Origin of the sequence: Shinella granuli (assembly GCF_004341885.1) — a bacterium.
Lineage (GTDB): Bacteria > Pseudomonadota > Alphaproteobacteria > Rhizobiales > Rhizobiaceae > Shinella > Shinella granuli.
This window is the reverse complement of sequence record NZ_SLVX01000010.1, coordinates 53,969-79,185: the sequence shown is the minus strand read 5'-3', so window position 1 is coordinate 79,185 and position 25,217 is coordinate 53,969. Positions and strand designations below refer to the sequence as shown.

The following is a 25,217-nucleotide window of genomic DNA, read 5'->3' as shown; positions in this document are numbered from 1 at the left end:
CTTTCAGTCGATGCGCGTTTCGGTTTCGCTGTCGAAGAGCACGATCTTGGACGTATCGACCGCCAGTGCGGCCTCGCGGCCCGCATGGGCCTGGCGTGGCGGAAGGCGGGCGGTCACCTCCACGCCGCCGAGCTGGAAGACGGCGAGCGTATCCGGCCCCGTCGGCTCGACGACGTCGAAATCGACGGTCAGCGCTGGTGCGGCACTCGCCGTGGCGATCGAGAAGTTCTCCGGGCGGATGCCGACCAGTACTTTCCTGCCCGCATAGCGGCGAAGCGCCTCCGCGGAGAGGGAAATGCCCCCGATGCGCGCCGCCGGCCGCCGGGCGATATCGATGACGGCTGTCGCCGTGGCCCCCTCGGCCCCCAGCACCGCCGGCACGATGTTCATGGCCGGCGAGCCGACGAAGCGGGCAACATAGACATTGGCCGGCCGGTCGTAGACGGCCTGCGGCTCGTCGAGCTGCTGCACCACGCCGTCCTTCATCACGGCAACGCGCGTGGCGAGCGTCATCGCCTCGATCTGGTCATGCGTGACATAGACGATGGTCGTGCCGAGGCGGGCATGCAGGCGCTTGATCTCGGTGCGCATGTCGACACGCAGCTTGGCGTCGAGGTTCGACAGCGGCTCGTCGAACAGGAAGAGTTTCGGCTCGCGCACGATGGCCCGCCCCATGGCGACGCGCTGGCGCTGGCCGCCGGAAAGCTGCGAGGGCTTGCGGTCGAGAAGATGGGTGATCTGCAGGAGATCCGACGCCGTCTTCACGGCCCTGTCGCGGTCGGCCTGGGCGATCCGGCGGATCTTCATGCCGAACTCGATGTTCTGCCGCACCGTCATCGTCGGATAGAGCGCATAGGACTGGAACACCATGGCGATGTCCCGGTCCTTCGGCGAGAGGTCGTTGACGGTCTTCCCGGCGATGCGGATCTGACCACCGGTGATGGTCTCCAGCCCGGCGATCATGTTGAGCAGCGTGGACTTGCCGCAGCCGGAGGGGCCGAGCAGCACGAGGAAGTCGCCGGTTCCGATGGAGATCGACACCTCCTTCAGGACTTCGAGATGGCCATAGGCCTTGCGGACGCGATCGATTTCGAGAGTGGACATGGCTTCAGCCTTTCACGGCGCCGGCCGTCAGCCCGCGGACGAAGTAGCGGCCCGCGACGATGTAGACGACCAGGGTTGGGATGGCGGCGATCATGGCGGCGGCCATGTCGACATTGTACTGCTTGCGGCCGGTGGTCACGTTGACGATGTTGTTGAGCGCCACCGTGATGGGACTGCTGGAGCCTGATGTGAACGAGACGCCGAACAGGAAGTCGTTCCAGATCTGCGTGAACTGCCAGATGCAGGAGACGACGATGATCGGGATCGAGGTCGGCAGGATGACGCTCCAGAAGATGCGGAAGAAGCCCGCCCCGTCGACCATCGCCGCCTTGGTCAGCTCATCCGGCAGCGACACGAAGTAATTGCGGAAGAACAGCGTCGTGAAGCAGATGCCATAGGAGGCATGCACGGCGACGAGGCCGGGAATGGAACCGGCAAGGCCCAGAAGGCCGAGCGTACGGGCCATGGGGATGAGGATCGCCTGGTAGGGCAGGAAGCAGCCGAACAGCAGGAGGCCGAAGACGAAATTCGCGCCGGGAAACCTCCATTTCGTGAGGATGTAGCCATTGATCGCGCCGATGCCGGTCGAGAGCGCCACCGCCGGGATCACCATCAGCAGCGAGTTGACGAAATAGGGTTTCAGGCCGGTGCATTCCGTGCCGATGCAGGCCTCAGACCATGCCGCGCGCCAGGCATCGAGCGTCACCACCTTGGGCACGCCGATGAACGAGCCGCCATAGATCTCGTCGAGGGGTTTCAGGGACGTCACGACCATGACCCAGAGGGGCATGAGGTAGAGGAGCGCGACGACGACGAGGCAGCCGTAGACGAAGAGGCGGCCGAGCCGCGCCTTGCCGGATTGGGAAAGGGCTTCAGCCATTGTTCTCACTCCGGAGTTCGGAATAGAGGTAGGGGACGATGATGGCCGCGACGGTCATCAGCATCATCACGGCACTCGCCGCGCCGACGCCCATCTGGTTGCGGCGGAAGGTGGCGGAGAACATGAAGGTCGACGGCAGCTCGGTCGCCGTGCCGGGGCCGCCATTCGTCAGCGCCAGAACCAGGTCGAAGCTCTTGATGGCGATGTAGCTCAAGAGGACGATGACGCTCAGCATAGCGGGGCGCAGCATCGGGATGATGATCTGCCGGTAGATCAGCGGCAGCGAGGCCCCTTCGATCTGCGCGGCCTTGATGACGGAATTGTCGATGCCGCGCAGGCCTGCAAGGAAGATCGCCATGGCGAAGCCTGAGGACTGCCAGACGCCGGCGACGACGACGGTGTAGATCGCCGTGTCGGGGTTGGTGATCCAGTCGAAGCGGAAGTCGGTCCAGCCGAGATCGTTGACGACCTTCTGCACCCCGAGGCCGGGATTCATGATCCACTTCCAGGCCGTCCCCGTCACGATGAAGGAGAGCGCCATCGGGTAGAGGTAGATCGCACGGAGCGCGCCTTCCGCCCGGATGTTCTGGTCGAGCAGGATGGCCATGAGCAGCCCGAGCCCCGTGGAGAGCGCGAGGAACAGCGCGGAGAAGATGAAGAGATTGGCGACGGCGGTGTGCCAGCGGGGCGTCGCCCACAGGCGGACATATTGCTCGAGGCCGACGAAATCGTAGGTCGGCACGAATTTCGACGAGGTGACGGAAATCACGCCTGTCCAGAGAATGAACAGGTAGACCGTGACGATGACGACGAGCAGGCTGGGAGCGACGACGATGCGCGGCAGCCAGCCTGCCAATCGCGATGACATGCGCGTAGAGGCGCTCATGGGTCAGCTCCGATGGCAAGGACTGTGGGAGGAGCCGGCACGCCGGCTCCTCCGATGGGGATGCGGGTTACCGGGCGTTGTCGATGCCGGAGACCAGCATCTTGACGGCGTCTTCGGAGCTCATCTTGCCGACGAAGAACTGCGCGGCCACATCGCTGAAGACGGAGGCGAATTCCGGCTTTGCGGCAAAGCCATGGGTGATGGCGCCCTGCATGCTGCCCTTCTCGATCGCCGCCGCGCGCTCCTGGTAGCCGAGCTTGGCGCAATCGTCGAAATCGTCGACCGACACGTCGTTACGCGCCGGGATCGAGCCCTTGATGAGGTTGAAGCCCTTCTGGACCTTCGGGTCCATAATGGTCTCGGCCAATGCGACCTGGGCCTTCTGCACGGTCTCGTCGCTGACGGTGAACATGCCGAAACTGTCGATGAGATACTGGAAGGAGGTGACCGCACCCGGCGTCGCGAAGCAGTAGAAGTCCTGGTTGGGCTTCAGGCCCTTGGCGAGGAATTCGCCCTTCGCCCAGTCGCCCATGAACTGCATGGCCGCCTCGCCATTGATGACCATGCCGGTGGCGACAGCCCAGTCGCGGCCGACGAAATTGTCGTCGACGAGGCCGCGGACCTCGCGCAGCATATCGAAAACCTTCACCATTTCAGGGCTGCCGAGCGCCTCGGGGTCGAGATCGATTGCCGTCTTCTGGTAGAATTCCGGGCCGTTGATATCGGAGAGCAGCGCGTCGAAGATGATGCCGATCTGCCAGGGCTCGTCGCCCATCGCGACCGGGACGATGCCCTTCTCCTTGAGCGTCTTGCCGGTCTCGATCAGTTCCGCCCAGGTCTTGGGAACGGCAACGCCGGCGTCGTCGAAGAGCTTCCTGTTGGCCCAGACCCAGTTCTGGCGGTGCATGTTGATCGGCGCGGCGATGAAGGCCTCGCCCGAGGTCACGAAGGGCAGAAGCTGCGGGGCCAGCGCCTCGCGCCAGCCACCGGCGGTGGCAAGGTCGTTCAGGTCGCGCACGACGCCCTGTTCCGCCCATTGCACGCCTTCCCAGCCGAGGAACTGCATGGCGCCGGGCGGGTTGCCCGCCGTCAGGCGCGAGCGCAGCGCCTGCTGGGCATTGGCGCCGCTCATGCCGCCGACCGCCGAATCCTTCCACTCGAAGCCCTTGGCCTCGAGCTCCTTGCGGATGACATTGAGCGCGTCGACCTCGCTCTGCGAGACCCAGTGGTGCAGGACTTCGATCTGGCCCTCCGCATGGGCTGCAACGGGCACGAGCATGGTCGCCGCAAGCGCTGTGGCGATAAATCTGGACATGGTTTCATCCTCTCTGGTTGAGTTTTGGTCGCGGCCCTTGGCAGGCTCTGTGCGTGGTTGTTAAACGGGGTCTGCGGGCATCGCGTAGCCGACATTCCGGCCGCCGTAGCGGCGGACGCGGATGTTGGCCTGCTCGGCATGGCCGGAAAACCCTTCCATCAGGCAGAGCCGCGAGCTGTAGGCGCCGATCAGGGCGGAGGCCTCGTCGGTCAGGACCTTCTGGTAGGTGCAGGTCTTCAGGAACTTCCCGACCCAGAGGCCGCCGGTGTAGCGGGCCGCCTTGTTGGTCGGCAGGGTGTGGTTCGTGCCGATCACCTTGTCGCCGAAGGCGACATTGGTGCGGGCGCCGAGGAACAGCGCGCCGTAGTTCTTCATCTTCCGAAGGAAATAGTCCGGGTCGCGGGTCATGACCTGCACATGCTCGGAGGCGACGCGGTCGCCTTCCGCCACCATTTCATCGACGGTGTCGCACAGGATGATCTCGCCGAAATCCTCCCAGGCCTTGCCGGCGACGGCCGCCGTCGGCAGGATCTGCAGAAGGCGCTCGATCTCCGCCAGCGTATCGCGCGCCAGCTTCTCCGAATTGGTGATGAGGATCGCGGGCGAGTTCACCCCGTGCTCGGCCTGGCCGAGGAGGTCGGTCGCCACCAGTTCGCCGTCGACGCTGTCATCGGCGATGACAAGCGTTTCCGTCGGGCCGGCGAAAAGGTCGATGCCGACATGGCCGAAGAGCAGGCGCTTGGCTTCCGCCACATAGGCATTGCCGGGGCCGGCGAGCATGTCGACGGGCTCGATCGTCTCGGTACCATAGGCCATGGCGGCAATGGCCTGCACGCCGCCGAGGCAATAGATCTCGTCCGCGCCGGCAAGCGCCTGTGCCGCCACGATCTTTTCCGCGATCCTGCCCTGGAACGGCGGAGCACAGGTGATGATGCGCTCGCAGCCAGCGACGCGCGCCGTCAGCACCGTCATGTGGGCGGAGGCGAGCAGCGGATATTTGCCGCCCGGCACGTAACATCCGACATTCTGGATCGGCACGTTCCTGTGGCCAAGCACGACACCCGGCAGCGTCTCGACCTCGATGTCCTTCAATGCCGCCTTCTGCGCTTCGGCGAACCGGCGGATCTGGTCCTGGGCGAAATCCAGGTCCTCCCGTTCCCGCGGCGCAAGCGAATTGATGCAGTGCGCGATCTCTTCCTTCGTCAGGCGGTAGGTTTCCCGGTCGAAGCCGTCGAACTGGACCGAGAGCGCGCGAACCGCCTTGTCTCCGCCGTCCCGGACCTTCGCGAGAAGGGCCTCGACCGTCCTGGTGACCGCGCTGTCGGTGCCGCCCTGCTCGATGGAGGCCTTGGCTGTTTTGATGTGGCGTATCATGACAAAGTCTCTTCGTTCACGGCCGCCGTCGGCGCCGCGTTGTCAATCGTCTTGGGAGGGCAAGGGAGGCGGATGCCTCCCCGCCGGGATTTTAGAGATGCTGTTCGAGGGCGCGCATGTCCGCGTAGGCGGCCTGCTCCTTCTCGTAATAGGCCGGCGACGGGAAGTCCCACCAGCCGGTGGCGAACGGGCCGGCGGCATCCCGCGAGACGATGACTTCGACGAGGGCCGGGCCGCCGCAGTCGAGCGCCGCCTTCAGGCTGCTTTCAAGGTCCTCATCCTTCTCGACCTTCCAGGCCTGGAGGCCGAAGGCCCTGGCGGAGGCGGCGATATCGGCCGAATAGGGCGCGCCGTTGCCGGCGTGGTGGTTGAACTCGGAGGCGATGTGGCGGCCCATGAACTTGCGCTGCCCGCCGCGGATCGACATGTAGCCCTGGTTGTTCAGAACGAGGAATACGACGTTGATGCCGTTCATGACCGCGGTGCCCATTTCCGGCAGCGACATCATGAAGTCGCCGTCGCCGACGATGGCGACGACCTGCCGGTCCGGGCAGGCGAGCTTGGCGCCCATCGCCGCCGGCACCGCCCAGCCCATCGGCGAATAGGAACCGGAGGTGAGGTGCGTGCGCGGCTCGTAGACCGGGAAACTCTGCTTCACCGAGCCTTGCGTATTGCCCGAGCCGACGACGACGATGCCGTCGCGGTCGAGGACCTTGCGCAGCGCCATCAGCGGGCGCTGCGAGGTAAAGGGCGTCTCGCGGCTGTTTTCGCGCGGCTCGACCTGGGCGCGCCAGTCGGCCTTGGCCTTCTGCACGTCGGCGAGGAAATTTTCACGGCGCGCCAGCATCTTCTGCGAGTCCGCATCGGAAATGAGCGACAGGATCGCCTCCAGCGTCACCTTGGCGTCGGCGACGATGCCGACCTCGGTCTCGTAATTCTTGCCGATCTCGCGCGGGTCGAGGTCGATATGGATCAGCTTGGCTGAGGGGATCGAGAAGGAGACGCCCTTGGCGTAGGAGGAGGCCGACCAGTCGGTGAAGCGGCAGCCGACCGAGACGACGACGTCGGCCGAGGCGGTGATCTTGTTGCCGCAGGTCGTGCCCGTCTGGCCGACCGCGCCGATGAACAGCGCGTGATCCTCGGAGATCGCACCCTTGCCGTTCCAGGTGATGGAGACGGCCGCGCCGAGCTTTTCGGCAAGGCGCGTCAGTTCGGCCGAGGCGTTCGCCGTGATCGCGCCGCCGCCGGCGACGATGACCGGGCGTTCGGCGGCAAGGAGCACCTTCAGCGCCGCCTCGACGGCCTTCGGATCCGGATAGGCCACGCCGACCGGCAGGCGCTTGCCGAGCGGATGGATGGTGACATCCGCCGCCTCGACCTGAACGTCCATCGGCACTTCGACGTGAACCGGACCCGGGCGGCCGGTCAGCAACTCGCTGAAGGCGCGGTGCATGATGCTTGGGAGGACCTGCACCGAATTGGCCTGCCAGGCGCGCTTGGTCACCTGCTCGGTGATGCGCGGGAAGGCGTTGTCCTGCTGGCGCTCCAGTTCCTGCATCGTGCCGTGGCCGTGCATGTAGGTCTGGGGCGAACCGGAGATGTAGAAGAGCGAGGTGGAATCGCAATAGGCGGTTGCAAGGCCGATGATGGTGTTGGCCGCGCCCGGGCCGACCGAGGTGGAGCAGGCCATCGGCTTGCCGGAGGCGCGATAATAGCCGTCCGCCATGTGAACCGCGCTCTGCTCGTGCATCACCTGGATGAAGGGGATCTCCGAGCCTTCCTGCAGGAAGGCGTCGAACAGCGACCAGATGCCATGGCCCGGCACGCCCGCCACATATTCGACGCCGTATTCCTTCAACGCTTTCGCGACGACTTGGCCACCTGTCAGTTTCATGTGATCGACCCTCTGAAATATCGTTGTCTCGTGAGCAGGAAGGGACGCCTTCCAGCGATGGGCTTATTCTTCGGCCGAGCGGAGCGCCGCCGCAAGTTCGCAGCCATCGAAACACTGACGCGAGATGACGCACTCCAAAAGCAGTTCTGCGTCATAGTTTCCGCTCACGCCGAACGCGCCACCGCCGGTCTGGCCATTTCGTGACGGTCCGCACGCGCCCTGGCTGGAATGAGCGGATGCCCACGGAGAAAGCCATCCTGCGCAAAGTGAAGCTGACACCGCGTCGTCATGCGAATAAATTAATTCCGGCGCGCACTTTTTTCGCGGCGCGCGCTATGGCTTTCTCAGGATACGGACAGACAAAAGAGGCACCGCCGTGCAGAACCTGAGCAGAGACCTGGCTTTCGCAGACGACTTCATTTCGGCAAAGCTGGTTGAGAACGTGGTCGACTACGATGTGGCGGACGCCGTCGTGGTCAATATCAGCCCCACCCCGATGGTGACGGGCGACGAGCACCCCGCCATCGTGCCGGCATGGAAGTCGACCTGGCTGAAGGGTGGCCGCATCCGCTCGGCGGAGCGGGCGGCGCTCATCAAGGTCGTCAACCCGACCAATCTCGGCGGCTGCATGTTCCGCGGCTGGGACTGGCTGGGCAACCGCATCCGCAGCTTCCCGCGCGACACGCCGCTCTACATCTCGGCGCAGGACGAGATCGGCACCGTCACGCTCGACCCGCGCGTCTTCACCAATGAGCGCGCGGCGGCCGAGGCGCCGCAGGTCTTCACGCTGAAGCTCAATCTCTGGTGGTCGCCGGGCGACACGGATTGCTTCATCCACAACGAGCACCCGTTCCTGGAAACGCACACGCAGATCCACGGGCTGGGCCGCATGCAGAAATTCAAGGCCCGCGGCGCGGCAACGCTCTACGAGGACGTGGTGATGCCGATCGGCTATTCGCACGATCCCTTCTGCCGGGTGACGGGCGAGAACCAGTGGACCTATCCCTGGCACCGCTACTATGCGGACAGCGACAGCGTCTGGCTCGCCGTCGAACTGCACCCCTGACGGGGCCGCCTCAGCTCATCTGGATCATGTCGGAGCCGTCGCCGAGATACTGCAAGGCCTCGCGCGGAATGCTGGGGTCGTTGCGGTCCATCACCGTCAGTTCCTTGAGATGCGCGCGGCGCAACAGGCCGGGCCCCCGGTAGTGCAGCGCGACCTTCGTGGAATAAGGCTGGCGGAAGACGGTCGCGGCGATGCCGCTCGAAATGCCGAACATGAAGCGCTTGGCGTTGCGCTTGACCTGCGCATAGACGCCGAAGGTCATCTCGTTCGACTGGATGCCCTCGAAATCCGCCGTGAAGAGACGGTCGGCGACGGGGAAGCAGAAGCCGTAATACTTGAAGACATATTCCGTCTTCTTCGGATCGTCGAAACTCGGGAAGCGCTCGACATAATAGTGCTGGAGGAATTCCCTGTTGCGGTAGATGCAGAAGGCCGACCGCAGCACGAAACCCTTGTAGATCGAGGAGAACTGGTAGCGGTCGTAGACCCCGACGATGTCGTTGTGATCGGCATTGTTCTCGACGATCATGTCCGAGACGAAGCGCGAGAATTCCGGTAGCTGCCGGGCGGTCGCCATCGCGTGGAAGAAGTTGCCCTCCACCAGCGTGCGGAATTCCTCCGGGTCGGCAAAGAGCATGGGGACGCTGAGGCCGAAATAGTTCGCGATGATCCTGAGATTGGCGGGCGACGGCACATGGGCGCCCGACAGGTACTTGTTGAACTGCTGCCGGTTGACGTTGATCTTGCGGCAGACGGCCGCGACCGAACCGTGCTGCTCGCAGAGCGTCCTGAGGTTCGCCGCCAAGGCGGCCCCGTCTCGTCCCAGCTGATCCATTCCCGTCCCCGCCAGCGCCTTATATGACGCATTGTGACGCTAATTCTACTTCATATCGCTAAAGACATCAACTGCCTGCGAAGTTGTGGCGCGCGGGCCGACCGTTCAATCTCCGGAGGATGAAAGGGAGGACCCGTGGTGCAGTCCAGCGAAGCGGTCGGATGGTCCGTCATGGGGACCGGAACCATAACAACGGAGCACATGGTTGCGGCGATCCGGTCGGCCGGACAGGAACCCCTGTGGGTCGTCAGCCGCAACCGGCAATATGCAGCGCATTTCTCGCAGGACATGCAGATCCCCGGCGTCGCCCTCGATGCCCGTCGGGCGCTGGAGGATCCGCGCGTCGGCTTCGCCTATGTCAGCGCCGTCCGCGACCGGCGCAGGCACTACATCCTGGCAGCGGCGGCGCAGCGCAAACACGTCCTGTGCGACGGCCCGATCGCCGGCAGCAGCCGTCTGGCGGCAAGCCTCGTCGAGACATGCCGGACGGCGGGCATCACCCTGGCGCTCCACCAGCCCTTCCGCACCCTTTCGCCCCATCAGACCATGCGCCGGCTGCTGCTGGAAGGGGAAATCGGCACGCTGCAATCGCTCCTCATCGCGCGCGGCGCCCCCTTCCAGCCGCCGCCCAACCGCCATGCCGACGAGGCGGTGGATCGTGGCAATGCGCTTTTCGAAGCCTCCATCGACAGCATCGACCTTGCGCGTTTCCTCACCGGCCAGGAGCCTGTTGCCGTCTCCGCCCTTTCGGCCTCGCCGGCGCAGGGCGAAACCGACCAGCAGTCCTATGCGCTCGGCCTGTCCGGCGGTGCCGTCCTTCAATCTTACGAGAGTTTCACGACCGCGGAGTTCGAAAGCATCGTCATGCTCGCCGGCGACCGCGGCACGCTGATCGCCCATGGAACGCTGAGCGGAAAGGGCGCCGGCACGCTGGTCCGGCGGCTGAACGGGCGGAACGAGCTCATCCCTGTGCGCGAGCGCGACCCGCATGTCACGACGATCGAAGCCTTCCTGGCTTTGCCCCGCAAGCCGGCGACCTGGATGTCGCTCGGCGAAGACAACGTCATCGCGCTGCGCGCCGCGGAAGCCATCCGCGCGGCCCGGAACAAACGGCCCGTTTCCATCGGGACCGTTGACGCAAAGACTAGCGCAGGAGGCTCGCATCCATGACCCGGACAGAAAACCAGCTCATCTACCATTCCATGGCATCCCGGCCGAACACGCTGGCGATCGACATCGCGATCGCGCGCAGCCTCGGCTTCGACGGCCTCGAAACCTCCGGCCCGAAGATCGCCGCCTTCCTCGAAGCCGGCTTCTCCACATCCGAGCTGAAGGCACGGCTCGACGGCCTCGTCCTGCCCGGCATCGGCTTCCTGATCGACCTCGAGCGGCAGGGCGACGGCCGCCGGCAGATGCTGCGGGAGGCCGAGGAGCTCTGTGCGCTGGCCTCGGCGGCCGGGGCGAAAGGCATCGAGGCCATCACCGGCCCGCTGGATATCCGGGTCTTCGAGGCAGGCGCCGCAGAGCGGTATCCCGACCTCTACCGCGGCCTCGTCGATCTGCCGACGGACGCCCAGCTTGATCTCACCGCCGCCAATCTCCAGGCCGTCGCGGACATCGCCGCATCGCATGGCCTGCTCGTCTATCTCGAAGCGCTGTCCTGGACGCCGCTCAACACGATGGATGCCCAGTTGCAGGTGATCGACCGCTGCAAGCGGGACAATGTGCGCATCGTCATCGACTTCTGGCACTCCTATACCAGCGGCGACACGCCGGAACGGATCGCCCGGCTCGACAAGGAGCTGATCTACGGCGTGCATCTTTGCGATTCCCTGCCCTATGCCGGCGGTATACCGAACGAACCCGTCCTCCGGGACGTGCCGACCGGCCAGGGCGTGCTCGACCTCCAAAGCTGGGTCGATGCCGTCAAATCGACCGGCTATACCGGCTGGTGGAGCTGCGAGCTCTTCTGCAGGCGCCAGCACCAGGACGACAGTTTTGCCGTGGCGAGGGACCTGAAGGCCCTCATGGAGCGCCTGATCCTGTCGTGACGCCCCGTTCGGCGGGACAGCATGCACATTGGGAGAGACAAAGCAGGTTGCAAAGCGGAGTCGTGTAGAGCTATACAATTTTGTTCAAACGGGACAACAATGTATATGCACAGGCGCCGATGAACACTCTTTCCCAAGCCGACATCAACACGCTGATTTCCTACCGCCACGCCCTGCATGCCCACCCGGAGCTTTCCCTCGAAGAGGTCTGGACGGCCGGATTCATCCGGGACCGGCTGGAAGCCCTCGGCATCCCGGTTCACGAGAAGATCGGCGGCAACGGGCTCGTCGGCGTCATCGAAGGGTCCGCGCCCGGCCCGGCGGTGGCGCTGCGCGCGGACATGGATGCTCTTGCGATCAGCGAGACGACAGGCCTTTCCTACGCCTCGAAGAACCCCGGCAAGATGCATGCCTGCGGCCACGACGGACATGTCGCCATCCTGATCGGCGCGGCGACCCTGCTTGCCCGGACGCGAAACTTCGCCGGCACCGTCCATCTCGTCTTCCAGCCGGCGGAGGAGCGCTTCGGCGGCGCCCGGCTGATGATCGAGGACGGCTTGCTCGAGCGCTTCCCCTTCGAGCGGATCTTAGGCCTGCACAACTGGCCCGACATGCCGGCCGGCGAAGTCCTGCTGCACGAAGGCCCGGTCATGGCCGGCACGTCGGAATTCGACATCACCTTCCGCGCCGACGGCGCGCATGCCGCGATGCCTCATCTTTCCGGCGATCCGCTGCTCGCCGGCGGGCATTTCCTCACCGGTCTCCAGCAGGCCGTCGCACGGGCGGTCGACCCCTATGAGGCGGCGGTCGCGACCGTCGGCTCGTTCCACGGCGGCCATGCCCAGAACATCATCCCCCAGTCCGCGGACCTGAAGGGCACGCTGCGGGCCTTCCGCATGGAGACCCTCACCCTGCTCCGGGAGCGCACGCGCGCCGTCGCCGCGGCCGCCGCGTCCATCGCATCCTGCACCGTCGATCTTGCCTTCGACGATCCCATATGCCCGCCGGTGGCAAACACGCCGTTGGAACGCGACCTCATGCGCGCGGCCGTGCGGCAGGCGGGCCTTGCAGCCTATCGGGGCGATCCGCGTCCCACGATGGCCGGCGACGATTTCGGCTTCTTCCTGCTTCACCGCCCCGGCGCCTATGCCTGGATCGGCAACGGCCCGGCAGTATTGGACGGCCGGCTGCACCAGCCGGCCTACGATTTCAACGATGCGATCATCGCCCCGGGGGCGACGCTCCTTGCAAGAACGGCGCTCGGCGCGCTTGCCGGACGAACATAAAATTAGACAGAAAAATCCATACTGGACAATTTAGTTTTATCTCCTATAGTGCCCGCCAGGAACGACGGCCAGCAGCCCGAAAGGCTGCAGCCGGCGTTCCCGGCAACCCCGGCCAGGCCTTTCCGGTTGCCCGCAAACCAATCCACGCCGCCTGCGGCCAGCCGGGTCTCCACCGGGTGCGGCTGCGATGCGGCCCGCAAACCCTGATTGCCTGAAAAGGCGGGAAGCCCATGATCCAGCTCTCACGTTCCGACATCCAGAACCTCGTCAGCATCGATCCCGGGACGATCGCGGCGATACGGGACGCCTACATCGCGATATCGGATGGGCGTGCGAACGTGCCGCCCGTCGGCTATCTCGGTTTTCCCGACAAAAACGGCGATTGCCACATCAAGTACGGCTACATCGCCGGCGACCCGGTCTTCGTCGTGAAGATCGCCGCCGGCTTCTACGACAACCCGTCCAAGGGACTGCCGTCGAGCAACGGCATCATCGTCGCCGTCTCGGCCGAGACCGGCCAGGTGATCGCCACGCTGAACGACGAGGGCTGGCTGACGGACCTGAGAACCGGCATCGGCGGCGCGGTCGCCACCTTCGCCCTCTGCCGCGACGACGCCGAGACCTTCTCTATCGTCGGCACGGGCACGCAGGCCCGTTTCCAGGCAAGGGCCATGGCCGCCCTCGCCGGCCGGCCGATCACGATCAACGTCTGGGGTCGCGCGCGCGCCAAAGCCGAGGCGTTTCAGGCCGACCTCGCGGCCATCGGGCTCGCGGTCCATGTGGCGGACGATCTCGAAGCCATGTGCCGCACCTCCGACGTCATCGTCACCACGACGCCCTCGGCCCATCCGCTCATCAAGGCCGACTGGATCCGGGAAGGCACGCATATCACCGCCATGGGCGCCGATGCGCCGGGCAAGCGGGAGCTGGCCGTCGATCTCGTCGCCCGCGCCAATGTTCTGGCCGTCGATCTTGCACGCCAGTGCCTGGAGCACGGCGAATTCGCCGGCGCCTTCGCCGCGGGCCTGATCAGGACCGAGGACTGCATCGAGCTCGGCCTCATCCTTTCCGGGCGGGCGCGCGGGCGCAAGGCCGCCTCGCAGATCACGATCGCCGATCTCACCGGCGTCGCCACCCAGGACATTGCCATGGCCAGAACCGTGCTCGAACGGGTCGCCGGGCTGGACATCCGGACCTGACCCGCGGCCGGACCGGCCGCGACAAAACCATCACTGAAAAGGGGAATGACATGAAAATCCTAGCAATCGCATCCGTTCTTGCCGCCATCACTGCCGGGAGCGCCGGCGCCGAACCACTGCGCATCGGCACCAGCGCCGATTTCCCGCCATGGGGCTATACGGACACGGCAGGCGACATCGTCGGCTTCGACCGCGAGGTCGGCGACGAGATCTGCAAGCGCATCGGCGCGGACTGCGCCTGGACCAACCAGTCCTTCGACGGCCTTTTGGCAAGCCTCCAGGTCGGCAAGTTCGACCTCGTGATTTCCGGCCTCTCGATCACCGCCGAACGCGCGAAGCAGGTGGATTTCTCCAAGGCCTATGCCGACGCGCCCTATCACATCGCGACCATCAAGGGCGGCGCGCTTGCCGCCACCAAGACGAGGGCGGAGCTTGAGGCGGCGCTGGAAGGCAAGGCGATCGGCGTGCAGACCGGCTCGACCCATGAGGCCGTGGCCAACACGTACTTCAAGAATGCCGATGTCCGTCTCTACGAGCGCAACGAGCAGATCGCCGACGATCTGGCCGCCGGCCGCATCGATGCCGGCCTGCTGGAGCAATCGGTGTGGGAGGAACTGATGAAGGCCCGCGAAGGCAAGCTCGAGCTTGCCGGCCCCATGCTGACCAGCGCCGACTATGCCGAATTCGGCAACGGACAGGGCATCGCCCTGAAACAGGGCCGGGAAGACCTGAAGGCGCGGGTGGACAAGGCCATCGTCGACATGATCTCCGACGGGACGATCGGGAAGATCTCGACGAAGTTCTTCGGCTACGATCTCTCCTACAAGGGCTAACAACGGGCAGGGTCATGCCTCGCGCCCGGCGCGGCGCATGACCCGCAAGGGCCGACCCATGTCACTCATCCTCGCCTATCTTCCGCATCTGCTGGAAGGACTGCTCGTCACGCTCGAAGTGGCCCTCGGAAGCTTCGCCATCGGCCTCGTGATTGCCATTGCGGCGGTGTTCGGCGCCGAGTTCGGCAATGCGCCGGTGCGCTGGTGCGTCTCCACCTATGTCACGATCATCCGCGGTCTTCCGGAACTGCTCGTCATCTTCCTCGTCTTCTACGGCGGCACGGTTCTGCTCAGCAGGATGTTCGGCGCCTATGTCGAGGTGGATGCGCTGACGGCCGGCATCTGCGCGCTTTCCTTCGTCTCCGGCGCCTACCTCACCGAGATCCTGCGCGGTGCCCTCCACACGATCCCGCCCGGCCAGGCCGAGGCGGCCAAGAGCCTCGGCCTCGGCACCGGGGCGACCTTCCGGCATGTCATCCTGCCCCAGATGTTCTCCTATGCCCTGCCCGGGCTCGGCAACCAATGGCTCATCATCCTCAAGGAGAGCGCGCTGGTCTCGATCGTCGGGCTGGAGGAGCTGATGCGCAAGGGCGTGGTGGCGGCAGGCGCGACGCAGTCGCCCATGACCTTCTACCTCATCGTCGCGGGTCTCTATGTGGCCATCACCAGCGTCTCCATGGCGATCTTCGCCTATGGCAACCGCCGCCTGACCTTCGGACGGTGAGCGCGATGTCCTACGAGATCCTCCTGCAATCCATCCCCATCGTCTATGCGGGCCTGAAGCTGACCCTGATCGTCACCCTGGCGGGTTTCGTGCTCGGCCAGGCCCTCGCCTTGCCGCTCGGGCTGGCGCTGACGGCAAGGTCCCCGCTGCTGCGCTGGCCGGTGGCGACCCATACGTTCCTCCTGCGCGGCAGCCCGCTCCTCGTCCAGCTCTTCATTCTCTATTACGGCCTCGCCCAGTTCGATGCGGTGCGCGCCAGCGCGATCTGGCCGATCATCCGCGAGCCGGTGAATTGCGCCATCATCGCCATCGGGCTCAATTCCGCCGCCTATGTCGCCGTCATCATCGCCGGCGGCCTGAAGCGGCTTCCGCCCGGCCAGGCGGAGGCCTGCATCTCGCTCGGCCTTTCGAGGTTCAGCCGGATGCGGGACGTCCTCCTGCCACAGGTCTATAGGGCGATCCTGCCCTCGATCGGCAATGAACTGATCCTCGTGCTGAAAGCGAGTTCGCTCGCGAGCGCCGTCACGGTCATGGAAATGTCGGGAGCGGCGCGCGCCTTCACGGCAAAAACCTATGCGCCCTTCGAGGTCTTCATCGTCGCCGGCCTTCTCTACCTTGCGATCGGCTTCCTGTTCGGCATCGCCTTCCGCTTCGTCGAGCGGCGCATTCCGGGGGTCGCCGCGATCGGCAAAAGCGGCCGCGCGGCGCAGCCGCGGCCACAAGCCCTGGGAGCGTCGTCATGATCGTCGCGCAGAACCTGATCAAATCCTATGGCGCCGCAAAAGTCCTGCACGGGGTCAGCCTCACGGTCGCGGCCGGCGAGCGCATCGTCCTGTGTGGGCCGTCCGGCTCGGGCAAATCGACCTTCGTGCGCTGCCTGAACGGACTGGAGGAGCGGCAGGGCGGCACCGTGGAGATCGCCGGCCACTGCCTTTCGGCCGACTGCGCCAACGTGCTTGCGCTTGCCGGCGACGTCGGCATGGTCTTCCAGCAGTTCAACCTCTTTCCGCACCTGACGGTTCTGGACAACCTGACGCTCGCCATGCGGCGGGTACGCCGGACACCGCACCGGGCGGCGGAGGAAGAGGCGATGGCCATGCTGGCGCGCATGCAACTGACGGAGAAGGCGGCGAGCTATCCGCGCCAGCTCAGCGGCGGACAGCAGCAGCGCGTGGCGATCGCGCGTGCCCTGTGCATGAAGCCGAAGGTCATGCTGTTCGACGAGCCCACCTCCGCCCTCGACCCGGAAATGGTCAAGGAGGTGCTCGACGTCATGACGGACCTTTCCTGCCAGGGCCTCACGATGATCGTCGTCACCCACGAGATGGGCTTCGCACGAAGCGTCGCGGACCGCATCATCTTCATGGACCGCGGAACGATCCTCGAAGAGGCCGACCCCGAAACGTTCTTCCGTCATCCATCCCATGCCCGTACGAAGGAATTCCTTCGGCAAATCGGAACGCAATATTGACCAGCGAGGAAACCATGCAGACCATCGTCTTCGAAACCGCGGCCGCCGCCGTCCGGGCAAGGGCCCGCATCCGCGACCATATCTACCAGACGCCCCTCCTGCCCGCCCGCAAGGCCGGAAAAGCCGAGGGCGCGACGGTGCTCTTCAAGGCGGAGAACTTCCAGCTCACCGGATCCTTCAAGATCAGGGGCGCGATGGCGAAGATGTCCGCCCAGCCGGCAGGCGGGCGGCTGATCACCGCCTCCTCCGGCAATCACGGCATCGGCGCTGCGCATGCGTCCCACGCCCTGTCCCGCAACCTCACCGTCGTGCTGCCGCAAACCGTCGTGCCCGCCAAGCTGGAGAAGATCCGCTCCTACGGCGTCGAGGTCATCCTGCATGGCGAGGAGACCGGCCTTGCCGAACAGCACGCCCAGGAACGCGCCGCCTCCGAGGGCCATGCCTATATCTCGCCGTACAATGATCCCGACGTCATCGCCGGCCAGGGAACGATCGCCCTCGAAATCCTCGAACAGTGCACCGGCGTCGACAATGTCTTCGTCGCGATGGGCGGCGGCGGCCTGATCAGCGGCATCGGCGCGGTGCTCAAGGCCTTCAGCCCGCGCACGAAGCTCTACGGCGTCGCCGCGAGCCACTCGAAGGCGCTGGCGGAATCGATGGCGGCCGGCCGAGTGGTCGAGACCGAACATCGCGAAACGCTCGCCGATGCCGTTGCCGGCGGCATCGACCTCGACACGATCACGCTTCCCCTGGCGACGGCCACCGTGGACGAGGTCGTCGAATGCGGCGAGGACGACATTCGCGCCGCGCTGAAGACGCTCGCCCTCGAGGAGAACATGATCGTCGAGGGTTCGGCCGCCCTTGCCCTTGCCGGCTTTAACAAGGTCGCCGCCAGCCTTGCCGGCCAGACGAGCGTGATCCTGCTATGCGGCGCGAATTTCGACCGCGATCTCGTCACGCAGGCGATCTACGGCCCCTGACCACACCACCTTCTGCCGCACGACATAGGGGGCGCCCATCGGGCGCCCTTTTGCCGTAGAGGGCTCAGGCCTTCGTGTCGCGAAGGTAGTTGTAGACCGTCGCCCGGCCCATCTGCAGGATCTTCGAGATATAGGCGGCCGCGTGCTTGCCGCTGAAGGCGCCGTCTTCGGCCAGCTCGCGCACGAGCTGCTGTTTCTGCGCCCGGGTGAGGTCGGCGATCAGGAGGCCCCGCTTCGTCGTCCAGCCGTGCACATATTCGTTCACCCGCTCATGCCAGTCCTCCTTGAAGAGGGCGGCGGGCTTGCCCTGGTCGATCGAGACCGTGGACATGGCGCTGAGCACCTGGATCGCGGACTGGATGTGCGAAACATCGATATTGATGCACAGGATGGCGATCGCCCGGTCATCGGGCGCACGCAGCACCGCGCTCACCGACTTCAGCCGCCTTCCGTCGAAATTCACCTTCTCGTAAGGCCCGATCGTCCGGTCGTTCAGCTTGAAGTCGATTTCGTGCAGCAGCGAGGGTTCGCCAAGATCCCGCTTGGAGAAGTTGTTGGCGATGTAGCTCACGGTCTCGCTGGCAAGATCGTGGAGCACGACCTCGGCATAGGGCTGCAGGATCAGCGCGATGGCATCGCAGACCGGATGATAGGTCCTCAGCGCATCGGAGGGCGTGGTTGCTTCGGCGTCTTTGTCTCGTTTCGGCATTCGAATTCTCGCTTGGCTGGCGACCGGATCGCCCGGACATCCTTGTGCTCACGGACTATCGCATTTCGCAATGCGCACCGCCTCCAAAAACGCCCGGACGGGCGGGCTGGAGCCGTTCTGCGTGCGACAGGCGTGCCCCCTTCTCCCAAGGCCCATACATAGATGATTTTCAATGCAGAATCCCAGACAAGTGGATTTACTTCAATGCAAGAAATGGGAAATCTGCCCGGCATGACACGCGAGGAGACAGGCCCTGAGAAGAGCGAGGGGTCGCCCGCAGGCAGCAGAGGCCGGCCCATCGGCATGCTGCGCAGAGAGTCCAACGGGGAAACAGCCATGCAGAATTCCTTCCACCAGCCTGTCGACGCCGCCAAGGTACCGCGCTTCGCGGGCCATGCGACCTTCATGCGCCTGCCGGCGGTAGAAAGCGCCGAGGGACTCGATATCGCCCTTGTCGGCATTCCCTGGGATGGCGGCACGACGAACCGCGCCGGCGCCCGCCATGGCCCCCGGGAGGTGCGCAGCGCCTCCAGCCTCATGCGCAGCACCCACCACGCCTCGAAGACCGAGCCGTTCAGGATCGCCAACATTGCCGATGTCGGCGACCTGCCAATCAATCCCATCGACCTCATGGACGCCCTGAAGCTGATCGAGGCCGGCATGCGCTCCGTCGTCGAGGCCGGCGCCCTGCCGCTTGCCGTCGGCGGCGACCACCTCACGACACTGCCCGTGCTGCGCGCCGTCGCGGCATCCCGGCCGGTGGGGCTCATCCAGTTCGACGCGCATTCCGACACCAACGACACCTATTTCGGCGACAACCCCTATACACATGGCACTCCCTTCCGCCGTGCCATCGAGGAAAACCTCATCGATCCGCATCGCACGGTACAGATCGGCATCCGCGGCTCGATCTATGCGCCCGACGAGCACGACTGGGCACTGAAACAGGGTATCCGCATCATCTACATGGAGGAGTTCATCGAGCGCGGCGTCGCGGCGGTCATGGCAGAGGTCCATCGGATCGTCGGGGACGCGCCGACCTATGTCACCTTCGACATCGATGCCATCGACCCCTCGATGGCACCAGGCACCGGCACGCCGGAGCTCGGCGGCTTTTCGACCCGGGAGGCCCAGCATCTCGTGCGGCTGCTCGAGGGCGTCGACATCGTCGGCGCGGACGTGGTGGAAGTCTCCCCGCCCTTCGACCTCGCGGGAATGACCTCGCTCGCCGGCGCGACGATCATGTTCGAGCTTCTGTGCATCATGGCGCGGCTGGCGGCATGCCGGCGAAACGGCATGCCCGCCACATCCCGTTGACCGGCGAACGCTGACGAGGGCTCCCGCCTGGAGCCGCGGCTGCGATGATCACGCTGTCACCCACGGCGATACGCGAGCGGCCGGTCGGCGAGCGTCGACGACCACCGGGTGAAAGAGTGCCGGCGCTTAAGCCTTTTCTTACGTTAGGCGATTATCTTCAGGCCCGGGAGGTCTCTGTGGCCTGGCACAGATGACAATGGGTACCGGATCGCATGAACAGTACGGCGTCACAGCGAACCAAGACGGACGAGGTGCCCTACGGCAGATCCCGTGAGGAAATCGACTTCTGGATGGGGTGCGTCGGTGCGCCGATGGTGCTTGTCGAGAAGGGCAGGCTGCATGTGCGCCGGGCAAACGCCAATGCCGCGGTGCTCTTCGGGCTGGGGCTGGATGCCTTCGAAGACCTGCCGATGGAAGACCTCGTCGGCCGCGAGGCGAACCTCCTGCTCTCGCAGATCTGGAGCGTCGCGCCGATCGGCGTGCCGGGCGAACCCTTTCTGATCCGGGCCACGGTGCAAGGGCAGGAACGCGTGCTGATGGTGCAGGTCACCAAGCTTGCGGTCGAGGGCGAACTCGTGCGCCTGTTCACCTTCACCGATGCGCCGCCGCAGGGCTCCGTTTCCCTTGCCGGCTGGCAGGAGCAGATGATCTCGCTTCTGGACTGGCTGCCCTTCGGCTTTGAAATCGCCAGCAGCGACGACCAGATCCAGTTCGCCAATTCGACGTTCAAGGCACTCTTCGGCTATACGCAGGACGAGATCGAAAGCATCGAGGACTGGTGGCGGCTCGTCTATCCCGATCCGCAATACCGCGAATATGCCCGCACGCAGTGGCATTCCTCCATCGCGGACGCCCGGCGCGAAAACCGCGAGATGACGCCTTTCGATCTCGACGTCAGGACGGCAAGCGGCGCGACGAAGCGTATCCAGTTCCGGCAAAGGACGATCGGCAACTTCAACGTCAATCTCTATATCGACGTCACGAAGGAGCGGGCCTATGCCGAGCAGCTCAAGGCCCTAGCCAATGCCGATCCGCTGACCGGCATCCTGAACCGCCGGCGCTTCTTCGAGGAGGCGGAAGAGATATTCGCCAAATCGGGCGGCGGCACATCCATGGGCGTGCTGATGCTGGATATCGATCATTTCAAATCGATCAACGATACGCACGGCCATCGCGCGGGCGACCTCGTCCTCATGGAATTCGCCCGCCGCTGCCAGGAGATCGTGCGGGCGGGCGACCGTTTCGCGCGGCTTGGCGGCGAGGAGTTCGCCGTGCTGCTGGCGGCCGAGGAGCCGGCTGCGGTGGTGACTCTGGCCGAGCGCATCCGCACGGCGATCCATGCCATGCCCTTCGACATCGAGGGCGCAACGATCCCTCTCAGCGTCAGCATCGGCGCCACGCTCGCCGATCCATCGGACGAACCCTTCGGCTCGGCGATCCTCAGGGCCGACAATGCCCTCTACGAAGCCAAGCGGGCGGGCCGCAACCGCGTCGTGATGCTCGGCACCTGACCACGGGCAGCAGCGCGGCCGGTCGTTCGTCCCCACCCATCGGACGATATGCCGATAGCCGCCCGGCTCATGCAGGTGCGCCTCCGTTGCCGGAAGCGCGCGCAGCGCCATCGCGATCCTGTCCTCATCCATGAAGCTGAACCGGAAGTCCGCTCCCCGGGCCACGGCGACGCCGGATCTTCAGCCTCAGGCAGCCGGCGCCTCGAAGCGTGGGAAGAGCACCGTGTTCTCCAGATGCATGTGCATCACGAGATCATCGGTGAACTTACGCAGCCCGGTATAGAGCGCCGTCCACGAACCGCAGGCGCCAGATGGCAGGGCCATGCCGTGGGCGGCATGCTCGATATCGTGGAGAAGCCGGACGGCATCGTCGTGCTCGCGGCGCATCTGCGCGACCGGCTGGGCGATCCGCACGGTCCCGCCCCGGCGCATCATCGGGAAGACCATCTGTTCCTCGTTCATCATGTGCCCTTCCAGCTCGTCGCGCAGCGCACTCAGCGCCGCGGCCAATCCCGAGGGCGCGGCCGGATGGTCGCCATGGACCCGCTCGACCTTCTCGGCAAGCGGGATCAGGAATGCCAGTTCCTGGCGATGGGTCGCGTGATAGCGGGTGAGGAGGTGGTCGATGAGCGGCTCCGTCTCCTCGGGCGCGTCGCGGCCGGCCGCCCGTTCGAGCGCTTCCAGTGCGGCCAGCAGATCCTCTGGCGAGAGGCCGGCCCGACCGGCCGCGGCGCGAAGCGGGACATCGCCCGCACAGCAGAAGTTGATGGCCGATCGGCGGAACAGATCGGCCGCGCCCGGCAGTTCCGCCGCGATCGACGCCACGGTCCGGTCAAGAGAAAGCGTTTGCATCCTGGCTCCTTTGCAGGGATTGGCGTTTCCGGTTCTCGCCAACCCTGCAGGAGAAGAAGGACGGGGTCTTTGCGCCGCGGCAAAGAAGGAGCCCATCCGGGCGTAGTTCAGGCGGCCGCGGCGACCGAGAACCGGCTGCGATATTCGCCCGGCGAGAGGCCGAGAATGCGGTGGAACACACGGCGGAAGGCGGCCGCATCCTCGTAGCCCACCGCAAAGGCGATCTGGTCGACGGTGCGCCGCGTGAATTCCAGAAGCTCCCGCGCCTTGCCGATCCTGAGGTGCTGGACGTATTCGATCGGCTTCATGCCGGTCGCCGTCTTGAAACGGCGCAGGAAGGTGCGCTCCTCCAAGCGCGCATGGCCGGCCATGTCGGCGATGCTGGTGGGCCGGCCGCCGCGCTCCTGCAGCCAGTGCTGCACCTTCAGGACCGCCTCGTCGCCGTGGGTGAGGCGCGGCGCGAAATTGCTGTAGTGCCGCTGCTCGCGCCCGGACGGGTCGACCAGCAGGAACTTGCCGGTCTCGATCGTCACCGAAGGGCCGAGCAGGCGATCGACGATGCGCAGGCCAAGATCGGTCCAGGCCATCAGCCCGCCGGCGGTGATGATGTCGCCATCCTCGATGACGATCTTGTCCGCCTCCAGCCGCACATCGGGAAAGCGCGCGCGAAACCGCTCGGCAAAGAGCCAGTGCGTGGTGGCGGGACGGCCGGCAAGCAGGCCCGTCGCCGCCAGGATGAACGCCCCGCCGCAGGTGGAGGCAAGCGTTGCCCCCTGACCGTGGCGATCCAGCAGCCAGCGGGCATAGGGCGCCGCCTCCTCCGCTTCGGCCGGCCCCGTCAGCCGGCCCGGCACGATGAGGATGTCCGGCGTTCCGGGAGCGCCGGGATCGGTGTCGTGGCTGCGGGAGAACCGCCCCTCCGCATCCATGCGCCAATGGCTGACCCGCACCGTGAGGCCGCCACGATCGCGCGAAAAGGCCGACGCGATGGCGAAGAGATCGGTAATGCCGTGCACCATCGCAACCTGGCAATCCCGATAGAGCATCAATCCGACTTCCATTGCGCGTCCCCGCCTTTTGTCAGTTTCGGCTCGCCTTCTGTCAGAAGCGCCCATCCAGCCCGCAGGCACGCAAGAGTATCTCTGTTCACACGGGAGGCAATCAAGCCCTCGACAAAAGGAGAGAGACAAATGAGCACGATCACGACCCGGGACGGCACGCATATCTTCTACAAGGACTGGGGTCCGCGGGACGGCCAGCCCGTCCTGTTCTCCCACGGCTGGCCGCTCAGCGCCGACGCCTGGGACGCGCAGATGGTGTTCTTCGCCAATCAGGGTTTCCGCACCATCGCCCACGACCGCCGCAGCCACGGCCGGTCCGACCAGGTCTGGCACGACAACACCATGGACCAATATGCCGATGACCTCGCCGAGCTGATCGAGCAGCTGGATCTCCACGCAGTCATCCTGGTCGGCCATTCCACGGGCGGCGGCGAAGTCACCCGCTATATCGGCCGCCACGGCACGGGCCGCGTCGCCAAGGTCGCGCTGATCGGTGCCGTTCCGCCGCTGATGCTGAAGACGGAGGCCAATCCCGGCGGCCTGCCCATCGACGTCTTCGACGGCATCCGCAAGGGCACCTACGACAATCGCAGCCAGTTCTTCAAGGACCTGACCATTCCCTTCTACGGCTACAACAGGGACGGCGCGGTCATTTCCGACGGCATTCGCGCGGACTTCTGGCGGCAGGGCATGATGGGCGGCCTCAAGGGCCAGCTCGACAGCATCCGCGCCTTCTCGGAAAGCGACTTCCACCAGGATCTCGAAGCCTTCGACAAGCCGACGCTGGTGCTGCACGGCGACGACGACCAGATCGTGCCGATCGACGCATCCGCCCTGTCGACCGTCAGGATCGTCGAACATGCCGTGCTGAAGGTCTACGAGGGCGCCGACCACGGCCTGACGCAGACCCATCAGGACCGGTTCAACGCCGACCTTCTCGACTTCATCAATGCCTGACCGCCTCCCGTCACGGGCTTCGGCGCCAGAGGACGCCGGCCCGGCGCCGTTTCATCCAACGCCCCATCAAGGAGACAGACCATGAGCAAGGACACTTTTCTCGTTACCGGCGCATCCGACGGCATCGGCGCGGTCTATGCGGACCGGCTTGCCCGTCGCGGCCACGATCTGCTGCTCGTCGCCCGCCGCGCCGACAGGCTGGCAGCGCTTGCCGAGCGGCTGCGGGCGACGCATGGCGTCGCCGTCGAGATCCTCTCCGCCGACCTCTCGCAGCCCGAGGGACTGGCCCTCACCGAAGCCCGCCTGCGCGCGGACACCGCCATCACCGGCCTCGTCAACAATGCCGGCATTGCCGGGGAAGGCATGATCACGGAGCTGGACCCCGTCAAGGTCACCGGCATGATCAACCTCAACATCCTCGCCGTCACCCGGCTTGCCGCCGCAGGCAGGGGCACGATCATCAACATGACCTCGGTCACCGCCCTGATGCCGGCCGCCTTCACTGCCGTCTATCCGGCCACGAAGGCCTTCGTCCTGGCCTTCACGGAGGCGCTGCAGGCACAGCTTTCCCCGGCCGGCGTCAGGGTGCAGGGCGTGTTGCCGGGCATCACGCGCACCGCGATCTGGGAGGAGGAGAAGCTTGATGCCCTGCCGGCGGCCATGGTCATGGATGTCGAGGAGATGGTCGACGCCGCGCTGGCCGGCCTTGATCTCGGCGAGACGCTGACCGTTCCCTCCCTGCCCGAGACCGCTGCCCTCGACGCCTTCCTTGCCGCCCGCGACGCGCTGCGACCGCACCTTTCGCTTGCCCACGCCGCGGCCCGTTACGGGCTGGGCAAGAAGCCCGTGGTGCGATGATCAGCTCCGGAGCATTTCCGGTATTCTGTTCTTACAGCCTTATCAGACGCCGAA

Annotated in this window: 24 protein-coding genes; 14 read left to right on the top strand and 10 right to left on the bottom strand. The window is 65.5% G+C overall.

What is annotated here, in order from left to right:
* Positions 1-3 precede the first annotated feature (3 nt).
* The 6 genes from EV665_RS17020 to EV665_RS16995 form a co-directional block, all read right to left on the bottom strand.
* Positions 4-1,104 carry an ABC transporter ATP-binding protein gene (locus EV665_RS17020; RefSeq protein WP_133035014.1) on the bottom strand — a complete coding sequence of 367 codons (1,101 nt, stop codon included), beginning with the start codon at positions 1,102-1,104 and terminating at the stop codon, positions 4-6.
* A 4-nt stretch (positions 1,105-1,108) separates the two neighbouring features.
* Positions 1,109-1,984: a carbohydrate ABC transporter permease gene (locus EV665_RS17015; protein WP_133035013.1), complete on the bottom strand. Its 876-nt coding sequence runs from the start codon at positions 1,982-1,984 to the stop codon at positions 1,109-1,111.
* Positions 1,977-2,870 carry a carbohydrate ABC transporter permease gene (locus EV665_RS17010; RefSeq protein ID WP_133035012.1) on the bottom strand — a complete coding sequence of 298 codons (894 nt, stop codon included), beginning with the start codon at positions 2,868-2,870 and terminating at the stop codon, positions 1,977-1,979. Before EV665_RS17010 ends, EV665_RS17015 begins: the two co-directional genes overlap by 8 nt.
* A gap of 67 nt (positions 2,871-2,937) precedes the next feature.
* Positions 2,938-4,185: an ABC transporter substrate-binding protein gene (locus EV665_RS17005; protein WP_133035011.1), complete on the bottom strand. Its 1,248-nt coding sequence runs from the start codon at positions 4,183-4,185 to the stop codon at positions 2,938-2,940.
* Positions 4,186-4,245: 60 nt separating this feature from the next.
* A complete protein-coding gene (gene hisD, locus EV665_RS17000; RefSeq protein ID WP_133035010.1) occupies positions 4,246-5,559 on the bottom strand; it encodes a histidinol dehydrogenase in 1,314 nt (437 codons plus the stop codon).
* A gap of 91 nt (positions 5,560-5,650) precedes the next feature.
* Entirely contained in the window at positions 5,651-7,453 is a 1,803-nt protein-coding gene (locus EV665_RS16995) for a thiamine pyrophosphate-binding protein (RefSeq protein WP_133035009.1), read from the bottom strand.
* A gap of 376 nt (positions 7,454-7,829) precedes the next feature.
* On the opposite strand from EV665_RS16995, the gene EV665_RS16990 reads away from it, so the two are divergent.
* Positions 7,830-8,519, top strand: coding sequence for a hypothetical protein (locus tag EV665_RS16990; protein ID WP_133035008.1), 690 nt, complete (start codon positions 7,830-7,832; stop codon positions 8,517-8,519).
* Positions 8,520-8,529: 10 nt separating this feature from the next.
* Here the strand turns inward: EV665_RS16990 and EV665_RS16985 are convergent, their stop codons facing one another.
* Positions 8,530-9,354: a helix-turn-helix domain-containing protein gene (locus tag EV665_RS16985; protein WP_064334068.1), complete on the bottom strand. Its 825-nt coding sequence runs from the start codon at positions 9,352-9,354 to the stop codon at positions 8,530-8,532.
* A 171-nt stretch (positions 9,355-9,525) separates the two neighbouring features.
* Here EV665_RS16985 and EV665_RS16980 point away from each other — a divergent pair, with 171 nt between their 5' ends.
* The 9 genes from EV665_RS16980 to EV665_RS16940 all read left to right on the top strand — a co-directional run bounded on the left by EV665_RS16980 (position 9,526) and on the right by EV665_RS16940 (position 17,898).
* The gene (locus EV665_RS16980; RefSeq protein ID WP_133035096.1) at positions 9,526-10,524 is read left to right on the top strand and encodes a Gfo/Idh/MocA family protein; all 999 of its coding nucleotides are present in this window, start codon (positions 9,526-9,528) and stop codon (positions 10,522-10,524) included.
* On the top strand, positions 10,521-11,405 hold the full coding sequence (locus tag EV665_RS16975; RefSeq protein WP_133035007.1) for a sugar phosphate isomerase/epimerase family protein: 885 nt from the start codon (positions 10,521-10,523) through the stop codon (positions 11,403-11,405). Before EV665_RS16980 ends, EV665_RS16975 begins: the two co-directional genes overlap by 4 nt.
* A gap of 119 nt (positions 11,406-11,524) precedes the next feature.
* Complete coding sequence (locus EV665_RS16970) at positions 11,525-12,691, top strand: amidohydrolase (protein ID WP_133035006.1); 1,167 nt, start codon at positions 11,525-11,527, stop codon at positions 12,689-12,691.
* A gap of 230 nt (positions 12,692-12,921) precedes the next feature.
* The gene (locus tag EV665_RS16965) at positions 12,922-13,890 is read left to right on the top strand and encodes an ornithine cyclodeaminase family protein (RefSeq protein ID WP_133035005.1); all 969 of its coding nucleotides are present in this window, start codon (positions 12,922-12,924) and stop codon (positions 13,888-13,890) included.
* 50 nt (positions 13,891-13,940) lie between these two features.
* Positions 13,941-14,723: a transporter substrate-binding domain-containing protein gene (locus EV665_RS16960; RefSeq protein WP_133035004.1), complete on the top strand. Its 783-nt coding sequence runs from the start codon at positions 13,941-13,943 to the stop codon at positions 14,721-14,723.
* 58 nt (positions 14,724-14,781) lie between these two features.
* The gene (locus EV665_RS16955; RefSeq protein WP_133035003.1) at positions 14,782-15,447 is read left to right on the top strand and encodes an ABC transporter permease; all 666 of its coding nucleotides are present in this window, start codon (positions 14,782-14,784) and stop codon (positions 15,445-15,447) included.
* 5 nt (positions 15,448-15,452) lie between these two features.
* Positions 15,453-16,190 carry an ABC transporter permease gene (locus EV665_RS16950; protein WP_133035002.1) on the top strand — a complete coding sequence of 246 codons (738 nt, stop codon included), beginning with the start codon at positions 15,453-15,455 and terminating at the stop codon, positions 16,188-16,190.
* Positions 16,187-16,918 (top strand): amino acid ABC transporter ATP-binding protein, encoded by a 732-nt coding sequence (locus tag EV665_RS16945; RefSeq protein ID WP_133035001.1) that lies wholly within the window; start codon positions 16,187-16,189, stop codon positions 16,916-16,918. Before EV665_RS16950 ends, EV665_RS16945 begins: the two co-directional genes overlap by 4 nt.
* Before the next feature lie 14 nt (positions 16,919-16,932).
* Positions 16,933-17,898 carry a threonine ammonia-lyase gene (locus tag EV665_RS16940; RefSeq protein WP_064334220.1) on the top strand — a complete coding sequence of 322 codons (966 nt, stop codon included), beginning with the start codon at positions 16,933-16,935 and terminating at the stop codon, positions 17,896-17,898.
* 64 nt (positions 17,899-17,962) lie between these two features.
* Here EV665_RS16940 and EV665_RS16935 read toward each other — a convergent pair whose 3' ends face one another.
* The gene (locus tag EV665_RS16935; protein WP_133035000.1) at positions 17,963-18,607 is read right to left on the bottom strand and encodes a helix-turn-helix transcriptional regulator; all 645 of its coding nucleotides are present in this window, start codon (positions 18,605-18,607) and stop codon (positions 17,963-17,965) included.
* 336 nt (positions 18,608-18,943) lie between these two features.
* Between EV665_RS16935 and speB the strand changes: the two genes are divergently transcribed.
* Both speB and EV665_RS16925 read left to right on the top strand, forming a co-directional pair.
* Positions 18,944-19,924, top strand: coding sequence for an agmatinase (gene speB / locus EV665_RS16930; RefSeq protein ID WP_133034999.1), 981 nt, complete (start codon positions 18,944-18,946; stop codon positions 19,922-19,924).
* Positions 19,925-20,136: 212 nt separating this feature from the next.
* Positions 20,137-21,435, top strand: coding sequence for a GGDEF domain-containing protein (locus EV665_RS16925; protein ID WP_133034998.1), 1,299 nt, complete (start codon positions 20,137-20,139; stop codon positions 21,433-21,435).
* 186 nt (positions 21,436-21,621) lie between these two features.
* Here EV665_RS16925 and ric read toward each other — a convergent pair whose 3' ends face one another.
* On the bottom strand, positions 21,622-22,287 hold the full coding sequence (gene ric, locus EV665_RS16920; protein WP_133034997.1) for an iron-sulfur cluster repair di-iron protein: 666 nt from the start codon (positions 22,285-22,287) through the stop codon (positions 21,622-21,624).
* 107 nt (positions 22,288-22,394) lie between these two features.
* Entirely contained in the window at positions 22,395-23,348 is a 954-nt protein-coding gene (locus EV665_RS16915; RefSeq protein WP_133034996.1) for a GlxA family transcriptional regulator, read from the bottom strand.
* Between the two features lie 129 nt (positions 23,349-23,477).
* Here EV665_RS16915 and EV665_RS16910 point away from each other — a divergent pair, with 129 nt between their 5' ends.
* Both EV665_RS16910 and EV665_RS16905 read left to right on the top strand, forming a co-directional pair.
* Complete coding sequence (locus EV665_RS16910; protein WP_133034995.1) at positions 23,478-24,305, top strand: alpha/beta fold hydrolase; 828 nt, start codon at positions 23,478-23,480, stop codon at positions 24,303-24,305.
* Positions 24,306-24,386: 81 nt separating this feature from the next.
* Positions 24,387-25,163: an SDR family NAD(P)-dependent oxidoreductase gene (locus EV665_RS16905; protein ID WP_133034994.1), complete on the top strand. Its 777-nt coding sequence runs from the start codon at positions 24,387-24,389 to the stop codon at positions 25,161-25,163.
* Positions 25,164-25,217 lie beyond the last annotated feature (54 nt).

Coding starts and splice junctions, on each gene's coding strand:
- EV665_RS16910 (WP_133034995.1), top strand. CDS start 23,478: ATGAGCACGATCACGACCCGGGACGGCACGCATATCTTCTACAAGGAC.
- EV665_RS16985 (WP_064334068.1), bottom strand. CDS start 9,354: ATGGATCAGCTGGGACGAGACGGGGCCGCCTTGGCGGCGAACCTCAGG.
- EV665_RS16975 (WP_133035007.1), top strand. CDS start 10,521: ATGACCCGGACAGAAAACCAGCTCATCTACCATTCCATGGCATCCCGG.
- EV665_RS17005 (WP_133035011.1), bottom strand. CDS start 4,185: ATGTCCAGATTTATCGCCACAGCGCTTGCGGCGACCATGCTCGTGCCC.
- EV665_RS16955 (WP_133035003.1), top strand. CDS start 14,782: ATGTCACTCATCCTCGCCTATCTTCCGCATCTGCTGGAAGGACTGCTC.
- EV665_RS16950 (WP_133035002.1), top strand. CDS start 15,453: ATGTCCTACGAGATCCTCCTGCAATCCATCCCCATCGTCTATGCGGGC.
- speB (WP_133034999.1), top strand. CDS start 18,944: ATGCAGAATTCCTTCCACCAGCCTGTCGACGCCGCCAAGGTACCGCGC.
- EV665_RS16970 (WP_133035006.1), top strand. CDS start 11,525: ATGAACACTCTTTCCCAAGCCGACATCAACACGCTGATTTCCTACCGC.
- hisD (WP_133035010.1), bottom strand. CDS start 5,559: ATGATACGCCACATCAAAACAGCCAAGGCCTCCATCGAGCAGGGCGGC.
- EV665_RS16945 (WP_133035001.1), top strand. CDS start 16,187: ATGATCGTCGCGCAGAACCTGATCAAATCCTATGGCGCCGCAAAAGTC.
- EV665_RS16960 (WP_133035004.1), top strand. CDS start 13,941: ATGAAAATCCTAGCAATCGCATCCGTTCTTGCCGCCATCACTGCCGGG.
- EV665_RS16935 (WP_133035000.1), bottom strand. CDS start 18,607: ATGCCGAAACGAGACAAAGACGCCGAAGCAACCACGCCCTCCGATGCG.
- ric (WP_133034997.1), bottom strand. CDS start 22,287: ATGCAAACGCTTTCTCTTGACCGGACCGTGGCGTCGATCGCGGCGGAA.
- EV665_RS16905 (WP_133034994.1), top strand. CDS start 24,387: ATGAGCAAGGACACTTTTCTCGTTACCGGCGCATCCGACGGCATCGGC.
- EV665_RS16915 (WP_133034996.1), bottom strand. CDS start 23,348: ATGGAAGTCGGATTGATGCTCTATCGGGATTGCCAGGTTGCGATGGTG.
- EV665_RS16965 (WP_133035005.1), top strand. CDS start 12,922: ATGATCCAGCTCTCACGTTCCGACATCCAGAACCTCGTCAGCATCGAT.
- EV665_RS16995 (WP_133035009.1), bottom strand. CDS start 7,453: ATGAAACTGACAGGTGGCCAAGTCGTCGCGAAAGCGTTGAAGGAATAC.
- EV665_RS16925 (WP_133034998.1), top strand. CDS start 20,137: ATGAACAGTACGGCGTCACAGCGAACCAAGACGGACGAGGTGCCCTAC.
- EV665_RS16940 (WP_064334220.1), top strand. CDS start 16,933: ATGCAGACCATCGTCTTCGAAACCGCGGCCGCCGCCGTCCGGGCAAGG.
- EV665_RS16980 (WP_133035096.1), top strand. CDS start 9,526: ATGGGGACCGGAACCATAACAACGGAGCACATGGTTGCGGCGATCCGG.
- EV665_RS17010 (WP_133035012.1), bottom strand. CDS start 2,870: ATGAGCGCCTCTACGCGCATGTCATCGCGATTGGCAGGCTGGCTGCCG.
- EV665_RS17015 (WP_133035013.1), bottom strand. CDS start 1,984: ATGGCTGAAGCCCTTTCCCAATCCGGCAAGGCGCGGCTCGGCCGCCTC.
- EV665_RS17020 (WP_133035014.1), bottom strand. CDS start 1,104: ATGTCCACTCTCGAAATCGATCGCGTCCGCAAGGCCTATGGCCATCTC.